Annotated in this window: 11 protein-coding genes; 8 read left to right on the top strand and 3 right to left on the bottom strand. The window is 65.1% G+C overall.

What is annotated here, in order from left to right; translation table 11 throughout:
• Positions 1-530 (bottom strand): acyl-CoA dehydrogenase family protein (locus VN856_RS27760; RefSeq protein ID WP_325695284.1); only part of this gene is annotated, 530 nt, incomplete at its 3' end.
• Positions 514-1,524 carry an acyl-CoA dehydrogenase family protein gene (locus tag VN856_RS27755; RefSeq protein WP_325695282.1) on the bottom strand — a complete coding sequence of 337 codons (1,011 nt, stop codon included), beginning with the start codon at positions 1,522-1,524 and terminating at the stop codon, positions 514-516. The genes VN856_RS27760 and VN856_RS27755, both read right to left, overlap by 17 nt.
• Positions 1,525-1,646: 122 nt before the next feature.
• Here VN856_RS27755 and VN856_RS27750 point away from each other — a divergent pair, with 122 nt between their 5' ends.
• The 5 genes from VN856_RS27750 to VN856_RS27730 all read left to right on the top strand — a co-directional run bounded on the left by VN856_RS27750 (position 1,647) and on the right by VN856_RS27730 (position 6,274).
• Positions 1,647-2,540 (top strand): NAD(P)-dependent oxidoreductase, encoded by an 894-nt coding sequence (locus tag VN856_RS27750; protein ID WP_325695285.1) that lies wholly within the window; start codon positions 1,647-1,649, stop codon positions 2,538-2,540.
• Between the two features lie 189 nt (positions 2,541-2,729).
• On the top strand, positions 2,730-3,821 hold the full coding sequence (locus VN856_RS27745; protein ID WP_325695280.1) for an amidohydrolase family protein: 1,092 nt from the start codon (positions 2,730-2,732) through the stop codon (positions 3,819-3,821).
• A 21-nt stretch (positions 3,822-3,842) separates the two neighbouring features.
• Positions 3,843-4,988 carry an amidohydrolase family protein gene (locus VN856_RS27740; RefSeq protein WP_325695278.1) on the top strand — a complete coding sequence of 382 codons (1,146 nt, stop codon included), beginning with the start codon at positions 3,843-3,845 and terminating at the stop codon, positions 4,986-4,988.
• Position 4,989: 1 nt separating this feature from the next.
• The gene (locus VN856_RS27735; RefSeq protein ID WP_325695276.1) at positions 4,990-5,391 is read left to right on the top strand and encodes a Rieske (2Fe-2S) protein; all 402 of its coding nucleotides are present in this window, start codon (positions 4,990-4,992) and stop codon (positions 5,389-5,391) included.
• Positions 5,392-5,407: 16 nt separating this feature from the next.
• Positions 5,408-6,274, top strand: a complete 867-nt coding sequence (locus VN856_RS27730) for an alpha/beta hydrolase (protein WP_325695274.1) — start codon at positions 5,408-5,410, stop codon at positions 6,272-6,274.
• Between the two features lie 5 nt (positions 6,275-6,279).
• On the opposite strand, the gene VN856_RS27725 is transcribed toward VN856_RS27730, so the two are convergent.
• Positions 6,280-6,753 (bottom strand): hypothetical protein, encoded by a 474-nt coding sequence (locus tag VN856_RS27725; RefSeq protein WP_325695272.1) that lies wholly within the window; start codon positions 6,751-6,753, stop codon positions 6,280-6,282.
• A 36-nt stretch (positions 6,754-6,789) separates the two neighbouring features.
• On the opposite strand from VN856_RS27725, the gene VN856_RS27720 reads away from it, so the two are divergent.
• The 3 genes from VN856_RS27720 to VN856_RS27710 form a co-directional block, all read left to right on the top strand.
• Positions 6,790-8,097: an NADH-ubiquinone oxidoreductase-F iron-sulfur binding region domain-containing protein gene (locus tag VN856_RS27720; protein ID WP_325695270.1), complete on the top strand. Its 1,308-nt coding sequence runs from the start codon at positions 6,790-6,792 to the stop codon at positions 8,095-8,097.
• Positions 8,094-8,390, top strand: coding sequence for a ferredoxin (locus VN856_RS27715; RefSeq protein WP_325695268.1), 297 nt, complete (start codon positions 8,094-8,096; stop codon positions 8,388-8,390). The genes VN856_RS27720 and VN856_RS27715 overlap by 4 nt, the downstream gene beginning before the upstream one ends.
• Positions 8,387-9,290 (top strand): OB-fold domain-containing protein (locus VN856_RS27710; protein WP_325695266.1); only part of this gene is annotated, 904 nt, incomplete at its 3' end. The genes VN856_RS27715 and VN856_RS27710, both read left to right, overlap by 4 nt.

Raw genomic sequence — 9,290 nt, 5'->3', positions numbered from 1 at the left:
CGGACGAACGTCAGCAGCACGTCGGCATCGTGGGCACCCGACGTCCACACTTTCTGTCCGTTAACCACGAAGTGATCGCCGTCGCGCACCGCCTTGGTTCGCAGCGAGGCCAGATCCGAACCGGCGCTGGGCTCGCTCATCCCCAGCGACGCGGTGATCTCGGCCCGCAGAATGGGCACCGCCCAGCGCTGCTTCTGTTCGTCGCTGCCGAACGAAATCAGCGACGCCGCAATGATGTTGACACCCTGCGGGTTGAAGCTGTGATAGATCCGGCGCTTGCACAGCTCTTCCAGGTACACATACTGCTGCAAGACCGTGGCATTGCGGCCACCGAATTCCGGCGGTTGCGTGGGCAGCAGCCAGCCGTTGTCGAACAGCAGGCGCTGCCAGCGGCGGGCCCAATCCGGCATGTGCGACACCGACTTCGGCCGCTCCAGCGCCTCGGCCGCTGTCGCGGGCGCGTGCTCGTCCAGGAACGCGACGAACTCAGCGCGGAATGCCTCGACGTCGGGATCAAAGGTGAGCTGCACGGTACTCCTCGGTAACCCTCGCGCGGTGCTCAGCGGTTCCGCCGAGCATGAGCTCGCCGGCCTTGGCCCGCTTCAACGCGAATTGAAGGTCGTTCTCCCACGTGAAGCCCATCGCGCCGAACAGCTGCAGGCCGTGGCGGAACACCAGCGATTGGCATTCTCCCGCAGACGCTTTCGCCATCTCGGCGGCCAGCCGCCGCCGTGGATCGTCTGCGGCTATCGTCAGCGCCGCGTAATAGGCCAGCGCCCGCGCCCGTTCCACCGCAACGTGCATGTCGGCCGCTTTGTGCTGGACCGCCTGAAAGGATCCGATCGGCACCCCGAACTGGTGGCGACTGCGCACGTGGTCGAGGACCAGGTCCAGAATGCGTTGGCACGCACCGACCATCGTCATCGCCATGCCCATCAGGGCAACATGATGCGCCCGTTCGGTGTCGACCTCGACGCGGGCGGTGTCGGGCAGCCGCAGTCCGCTGAATGTCAGGTCGGCGACGTGCAGGACGGGGTCGAGTACGGCGCTGCGTCGCCGGGAAAGCTGCCCGCCCGCCTCGTCGGCGTTGACGATGAACACCGCGGCATCGGTCACCACCGCCAACCACTCGGCGCGGTCGCCGTCCAATACGTGCCGCGCGGTGCCGTCCAGCACCCACTCCTCGCCGTCGCGGTGCACGGTGATCCCGCTGTAGACGGCGGTGCCAGATGCCCGCGGGTCGAACCGGTCGGCGGCCAGCGGCGCAAACTGGGTCATGGTCGCCAGAAACGGGGTGGGGTCGGTGGCCCGTCCCAACTCTTCGAGCACGATGGCCAGCTCGACGGCGGTCTCGGCGTCGTTCATCTCGGTCCAGCCGTGCTCTACGTAGGCCGTCCACACCGGGGTCGGGTCGACGCCGTCTTCTGCGACACCCCGGACCAGCGCCGGCGGGCACTGCTTGCCCACGGCGTCGCGCACGGTTTCCTGCCAGAGCCGCTGATCAGCGTCGAATTCCAGCAGCATCCCGGCCAACTCCTTAGATCAGTTAACGTGCTGTGAGAATACTATTCTCTTAATAGCACAGTGACAATCTCGCAGGAATGCTCTGCGGCCTGGCGGACGTCGGCGAGAGGTAGGCGGCAATGGTGGACATTGGGTTTATCGGTCTGGGCCACATGGGGTTTCCGATGGCGCGGCGCCTGATCGACGCGGGGTACGACGTCGTTGCTTTCGATACCCGCACCGAAGCCTTGGACAGACTTGTCGCCCTCGGGGCCCGGCCGGCATCGTCGCCGAAAGAGGTCGCCGACGTGGCCGAAACCGTGCTGGCGAGCCTGCCCTCGCCGCACGCTGCGGTCGAGGTGGCGACCGGTGCCGCCGGTGTGGTCGAGGGCGGCCGGGTGCGCCGCTACGTCGACCTGTCGACGATCGGCAGCTCCACCGCGGTACAGATCCACGGCATCCTCGCCGAACGCAATATCCTCGCAATCGACAGCCCGGTCAGCGGCGGCGTCGGCGGAGCCGAAAACGGGACACTTGCGATGATGGTGTCCGCACCACACCGCGAATTCGGCGCACTCCAGCCGGTGCTGGAAACACTCGGTCGACCGATACATGTGGGCGAACAGCCCGGTTCGGCGCAGACGATGAAGCTCGTCAACAACATCCTGGCGGCCACCGTGCTGGTCGCAACATCGGAAGTCGTTGTGATGGGGGCTAAGTCGGGCCTGGATCCGAGTGTGATGATCGACGTGCTCAACGCGGGCTCGGGCGCGACGAGTGCCAGCCGCGACAAGTTCCCGCGGGCGATCCTCCCCCGCACATTCGACTACGGCTTCGCCACCGGGCTGATGGTCAAGGATGTCCGGTTGTACCTCGACGAGGCGAAAGCGCTCGGCGTGCCGGTCGAGATCGCCGAAGCCGTGGCTCGACTCTGGGAAGCCACGCTCAACGACGAGGGCGCCGACTCCGATTTCACGTCCGCGATCAAACCGATCGAGCGGGCCGCCGGCGTCACCATCGGCAGCTCCAGACAGTGAGAATGGTATTATCGCTGGAGTAGAACAGTACTACTCGCATAGGGTCCGATTGTGGCCACTATCAGGTGCGATTAATAATCGAAATGCTTACGGGAAACCCATTGAATAGCGGTCAACGGGGATGTTAGTTTGGCTACAGACTGCTGAATTCCCTCGACGCAGTCGGCCGATGCACGAAGGGCGGTTTAGGTGATCGAGCACCCGGACGGGACGCGCACGCCGCTGATCGACGCCAGCGTGCACATCTTCTTCTCGTCCAACAGAGAACTGCGCTCGACGTTGCGCGAGCCGTTCAAGAGTCGCGGCTTCCCCGACTACGAGATGGATTGGTACGGCGCCCCGGGCGGCGAGTACGCGCCCAAGACCGAGGGTCCGAACCGGCAGTACCCTGGTTCGGACCCGGAATTCGTTGGCAACGAGTTGTTTTCGAAGCGCGGTGTCGACATCGCGGTGCTGCACCCAATGGCGCGTGGCATCATGCCGGACCGCCACCTCGGCACCGCACTGCACGCGGCCCACAACGAGATGATGGTGTCGAAGTGGTTGGAGCACAGCCAATTCGGCGATAGGTTCCGCGGCACGATCCGGGTGAACCCCGACGACATCGCGGGCGCACTGAAAGAAATAGAGAAGTGGCGCTCACACCCCCGGGTGGTCCAGATCGGCGTCCCGCTGCAGTCCCGCGAGGTCTACGGCAAGCCCCAATTCTGGCCGTTGTGGGAAGCGGCCGCTGACGCGGGCCTTCCAGTGGCCGCGCACATCGAGGTCGGCTCGGGTATCGCCAATCCGCCGACCCCGAACGGCAATACCCGGGTCTACGAGCACTACGTCAGCTTCATGGCGCTCAACTACATTTACCACCAGATGAACATGATCGCCGAGGGCGTGTTCGAACGCTTCCCCGGCCTGAAGTTCGTCTGGGGCGACGGCGCCGCGGATTTCATCACGCCGTTCATGTGGCGGATGGATACCTTTGGCCGGCCGCACCTCGAGCAGACGCCGTGGGCGCCCCGGATCCCGAGCGACTACCTGCCCGGCCATGTGTTTTTCGTCCAGGGCAGCCTCGACGGCCCCGGCGACACCGAGTTCGCCGGCGAGTGGTTCGGCTTCACCGGCAAGGAAGACATGGTGATGTTCGGCTCGAGCTACCCGCACTGGCAGTGCGGCGACATCAACAAGCTGCCAAAGGCACTATCTGCCGGGCAACGGGAGAAGCTGTGCTGGCGCAATGCGGCCGACCTCTATGGCATAGACATCGCCGTCGGCTCAGGCGCACAGTAGAAGGAGAGCGAGGAGATCGAGATGACGCTGACCCATTCACAAGAGCGCGTTCCGGCCGCCGAGCGCATCGCCGTGCGGTGCGTCGACTCGGACGTCCACCCGGTGCCCCGGCGCGGCGAGCTGGTCCAGTACATCCCCGAACCGTGGCGCAGCAAGTACTTTCTGAGTCGCACTGTGGGCGACCAGATCTACTACGACGCCCCCGACTACGCGCACGCCTACGCGATGCGCACCGATGCATTCCCGCCGGACGGCGAATTCCCCGGCAGCGACCCGGACATGGCGTTCCGCCAGCTGATCATGGAAGCGGGTTCCGACATCGGCATTCTGGAACCCGGCGCCTACCCGGCGCGGATCCCCGAGGCGCAGCACGCGATGTCGGCCGCCTTGAACGACTGGCAGGCTCACCACTGGCTGGACAGCCACAACAACTGGCACGAGCGGTGGCGCGGATCGATCTGCGCCGCGATCGAGGAGCCCGAAGAGTCGGCTCGCGAGATCGAGAAGTGGGCCGGGCACCCCTACATGGCGCAGATTCTGATCAAGGCCGAGCCGCGGCCCCCCTGGGGTAACCCGAAGTACGACCCGATCTGGGCCGCAGCCAGCAGACACGACATGCCCGTGAGCTGCCATCTGTCCCGCAGCCAGTTCGACGAGCTGCCGGCCCCGCCGGTGGGATACCCCAGCTACAACCACGACTTCATGGTCACCTACTCGCTGCTGGCCGCCAACCAGGTGATGAGCCTGATCTTCGACGGAGTCTTCGACCGTTTCCCGGGGCTGCACATCGTCTTCGTCGAGCACGCATTCACCTGGATCCTGCCGCTGATGTGGCGGATGGACGCGATCTACGAAGCCCGCAAATCCTGGCTGGACATCAAGCGCAAGCCGTCGGAATACGTCAAGGACCACATCAAGTTCACCACCCAGCCGCTGGACTACCCCGAGGACAAGACCGAGCTGTCTCGCGCTCTGGAGTGGATGGAGTGCGAGAAGATCCTGCTGTTCTCGTCGGACTATCCGCACTGGACCTTCGACGACCCGCGTTGGCTCGTCAAGCACCTGCCCAAGTACGCCCGGGACGCGGTGATGTACAAGAACGGCATCGCGACCTACCACCTTCCGGAGACGGTTCCCGTCCTTGAAGGTCAAGTCCGGGTGCTCTGAGTTGTCGGAGGAAATCGCCGAGCGGCCTCAGCCCCGCTTGGCTCAAGGTCGCGAGCACGTTGTCGCCACGGTCGACGAGATCCCTTCGGGCAAGCACAAGCTGGTGCCGATCGGACGACACGGTGTGGGTGTCTACAACGTCAACGGCACCTTCTACGCGATCGCGAATTACTGCCCACACCAGGGCGGTCCGCTGTGCTCGGGACGTGCGCGGGGGCGCACCATCGTGGACGAGACCGCGCCCGGTGATGCGGTCATGGTGCGCGATCAGGAATACATCTACTGCCCTTGGCACCAATGGGGTTTCGAGCTGGCAACCGGCACGACCACGGTCAAGCCGGAATGGAGCATCCGCACCTACCCGGTGCGAATCGTCGGCAACGACGTCCTGGTGATGGCCTAAACAACGGGAGAATCGCGTGCCTTCAACGGAGATCAACGGCGGCAATGTTGTCTATGAAATCCTGGGTGACTCAGGCGATCTCATTGCCATGACGCCGGGCGGCCGGTTCAGCAAGGAGATCCCGGGACTGCGGCCGCTGGCCGAGGCTCTGGTCGCGGGCGGTTATCGGGTGCTGCTGTGGGACAGGCCGAATTGCGGCGCCTCCGACGTTCAGTTCTACGGGCAGAGCGAGTCGCACATGCGCGCCGAGACGCTGCACAAGCTGGTGACGGGGCTGGGCTTCCAGCGGTGCATCCTCGCCGGCGGGTCCGGCGGGGCAAGGGATTCCATGCTGACCACCATGCTCTATCCCGAACTGGTCGAAAAGCTCGTGGTGTGGAACATCGTGGGCGGCATATACGGATCCTTCGTGCTCGGGTCCTTCTACATCATCCCGAGCATTCTCGCGGTGCGCGGCACCGGGATGGACGGCGTGGCGCAGGTAACCGAATGGCGCGAGCGCATCGACGAAAACCCGGCCAACAAGCAGCGGATCCTCGAGTTCGATAAAGACGAGTTCCTCAAGGTCATGCTGCGCTGGCTGAACGCGTTCGTGTCCAAGCCCGGACAGACCATTCCCGGTGTGCCCGACGAGATGTTCGACCAGATTCAGGTTCCGACCTTGATCATTCGTGGCGGCGAGAACGACATGGATCACCCCAAACGCACCTCGCTCGAGGTCAGCTGTTTGATCAAGGGATCCAAGCTGATCGACCCGCCGTGGCCGGAGGATGCCTGGGAGCGTGCGTCAGAGGCTCGCGCGCAGGGGAAAGTTAAGCACTTCAACATGTTTGACACTTGGGTGCAGGCGGCGCCGGCGATCCTGGAGTTCCTGGGGCGCTGATGCATCTACACCGTACGAATCTGCACCTCGCAGTTCAAGGATGCCTCCAACGCCGTATGGATCCGGCTCTCCGGAATGCGCTCGAGGTCGGCTTCGCGCAGCGTCACCCGCACGATGTCGTAACCGTCGTCGCCGGGCGTGCGAACAATTTCGCCGGTGAGTCCGAAGCCGGACAGCACGCCGTGCGCGTCATCATCGGTTCCCCGGCTGACGAAGGTGACCACACCGGGAACCGGGGCGGTCGCAAAGGCGTTGGTGCACAAGTCAATAGCCGTTCGCTTCGCCGCGTCAACATCATCGCAGTTGATCAGCAGCTCCACCTCGCGGCGACCCGCAGGCATGGCCCCGAGATCCTTGACAAGAACATCGCCGCCCACGCGACTGACACGATCGAGGAGCACCGCCATGCCCTCTGTTAGCTGTGCAGGCGCCAGCGTGTTGTCTGGGTCGACATTGACCCGCACGACCGCGGTTCGCATGTGCGCAAGCCTAACTGTGGCGTCGGGAGTCAGCTGATGGAGACCAGCGCCGCACCAGCCATCACCATCAGCTCCTCGCCGGGCTTCACGCCAAGGCTGCTGAGCAGCCACAGTGCCCACGGCCGCGAAGACCTTGCCGCATACCGGCAACTCGGCGGTTACCAGCCGCTCGCCGGACCTGATCAACTAATCGGCGAGGTCGAGTCCAGCGGGCTCCTCGGCCGAGGCGGGGCCGGCTTTCCCCTCTCGGTAAAGGTGCGCGCCGTGCGCGACAATGGGCTCGCCGCCGGTGGGGCCGTCGTTGTGGCCAACGGCGAAGAGGGCGAACCTGCTTCGATCAAGGACAGGTGGTTGCTGCGGCACCGGCCACATCTGATCCTCGACGGACTGCGACTTGCCGCCGCGATGGTGGGGGCCGACCGCAGCTATGTCTATGTGTCCGACCCGGAGTCTGCACGCAGTGTGGAAGCCGCACTGGCCGAGCTTGGAACGGACGCCTTCGACGGCGTCGCGGTTGAAGTCCGGAGCGTCGAGCCGGGATACGTCGCCGGCGAGGAAACCGCGGCCGTCCGCGCGCTGAACGGCGGTCCGGTCAAGCCGACAGACAAGCCGCCGCGGCCTTTTCAGGAGGGTGTCGGCGGACTCCCGACGCTGGTGAGCAACGTGGAGACGCTGGCCAGCCTGCCCTACCTGCAGTGCCACGGCTCAGCCGAGTTTCGCTCGCTTGGCACGTCGCAGTCGCCCGGCAGTTTCCTGGTCACGGTCACCGGCGCCGGCCGCGCGCCCGGCCTCTATGAGATTCCGCATGGCCTGCCGTTCCCAGAACTACTTGCCCTGCACGGTGTTTCGCCCGATCAAGTGCAAGGCGTGCTGATGGGCGGTTACTTCGCTGGCCTGCTCGATCGCGGTGTGCTCGACGCCACGTTGGACTATGAGACCCTGCGCGAACTCGGAAGCGGCCTGGGCAACGGCGCGATAGCGTTGATCACCGACGAATGTCCGCTCGCGGTTGCCGCGTCGGTGCTGGCCTACTTCGACCGCGAAAACGCGGGGCAATGCGGCTCCTGTTTCAACGGGACGGCGGCGATGGCCGCAGTCGCCGGGGCACTGCGCGACGGCGCCGCGACCGAGGAGGACCTGGCCCGGTTACGCCGCTGGTCCGTGGTGCTCCGTGGCCGGGGTGCCTGCGCGACGCTTGACGCCGCGACTAACGTTGCCGCGAGCCTGTTGGCGAAGTTTTCCGACGTCGTCCAGAGCCATCTCGACAATGGCTGCCAGACATGCCAACTCGGCGCATTCACGGCCGACCGCCCCTACCAGGTAGAGGAGGTGAGCCAGGTTTGAGAATCCGTCTGGACCGCACCGTATGCGACGGCTTCGGCGTGTGCGCCAAGCATGCGCCGGAGTACTTCTCCCTCGACGACTGGGGATATGCGTCGCTGGAAGGCGGCGGCGAAGTCGCCGAAGGCGATTACGACGCCGTGACTCGGGCCCTGCTGGATTGCCCGGTGCACGCGATCACCGAATGGGGCGAGCACCGCGACTCCGAGCCGCATGAAAGGTCGGTCGGCGCAGACGATGCGGCCGAAACTCTCAAAACCGAAGACAACGAAGCCGAGTGGGGGTTCACCCGTTGACCGGACGTCCGCTGCCGTTGATCACTCTCGACAACGAGTTCTTCTGGACCTCGGGCGCCGACGGAAAGCTGCGTATACAGGAATGCGGTGACTGCACCGCGCTCATCTATCCGCCCGCGCCGGTGTGCCGATACTGCCGCTCGCACAACCTGAATGTGCGGGCGGTCTCGGGCCGCGCCACGTTGGCCGGATTCACCGTCAACCATCGCTTCAGCGTGCCGGGCTTACCCGCCCCCTACGTCGTCGCCCAGGTCGCCATCGCCGAGGACCCGCGAGTTCGACTGACCACCAACATCATCGACTGCGATCCCGAACACCTTGAATTGGGCCAGCAGGTGGAGGTCGTCTTCGAGCACGACGAGGACGTCTGGCTGCCGCTGTTCCGTCTCGTCGAGGGCGCAGAATCCGCGGCGCTGCCGATCGACGAGATCGCACCGGAGCGGTTCGGAGAGTTCGTACGGCCGATGCTGACGCCGGAGAAATTCGAAGACAAGGTGGCGCTCACCGGAATCGGCATGTCGGAGATCGGGCGACGGTTGATGGTGCCACCGCTGTCGCTGACCATCGCGGCCTGCGAGGCCGCGATCGCCGACGCCGGCCTGACCATCGACGACATCGACGGCTTGTCGACCTACCCCGGGGGCGGCAACCTCGGCGGCTTCGGCGAAGGCGGGGTTACCTCTTTGGAAGCCGCGCTTGGCATTCGGCCGACATGGCACAACGGCGGTATCGAGACATTCGGCCCCGGCGGCTCGGTGATCGCCGCGATGCTCGCCATCGCCTGCGGGCTGGCCCGGCATGTGCTCTGCTTTCGGACGTTGTGGGAAGCCACCTTCAACGAGCAGATGAAGCAGGGCAAGATCGTTCCGTCGGGAGGCCGTCGCGCCGACTGGTTGCTGC

This window comes from Mycobacterium sp., from assembly GCF_035603715.1.
In the GTDB taxonomy this organism is placed as follows: Bacteria; Actinomycetota; Actinomycetes; order Mycobacteriales; family Mycobacteriaceae; genus Mycobacterium.
The sequence above is the reverse complement of the archived record's forward strand: the minus strand, read 5'-3'. Positions and strand labels throughout refer to the sequence as shown.